Annotated in this window: 1 protein-coding gene; it reads right to left on the reverse strand. The window is 47.7% G+C overall.

Annotated elements, in window-relative coordinates; all coding sequences use genetic code 11:
- A partial coding sequence (locus ACTHUM_RS18560; protein ID WP_440403763.1) for a cation:dicarboxylate symporter family transporter occupies positions 1-387 on the reverse strand: 387 nt, incomplete at its 3' end.
- Between the last annotated feature and the right edge of the window lie 133 nt (positions 388-520).

Below are 520 nucleotides of genomic sequence, written 5' to 3' on the forward strand. Positions count from 1 at the left end.
TTTCAGCACTTCGACAATGCCGGAAGGCGGCGCAACGGATACATCGCCGGCCGTACGCAGAATCAGCGTGGTCGGGAATGCCATACTGGCAATGACTGCCACCACAGCCGCAGCAAACGTACCGAAAATATACAAAATCAAAATCGGTTTGATGTGAGCCTGATTGCCTTTTTGGTGTTGCGCAATGGCGGCAGTCACCAAAACAAATACCAAAATCGGCGCGATAGCCTTAAGCGCACCGACAAACAGGCTGCCCAGCAGTCCTGCGCTGATACCGACTTGCGGCGAAACTGCACCCACAATAATACCTAAAACCAAGCCGATGGCGATTTGCGCCACCAGGCTGACGCGATTGAGCGCGTTCAAAATCGGATTGCCACTTGCCATATCCGTTCCTTCAATTTAAAGATATGTTAAAAAAGTCTTACATTCTAAAATAAAAAATCATTTGTCGGCGAGGTTTTCATGCACACCTCACAAAAACGGCATTAAAGTTTAACATTTATGACACAATTGGCAC

Source organism: Neisseria sp. P0021.S006 (genome assembly GCF_051956895.1).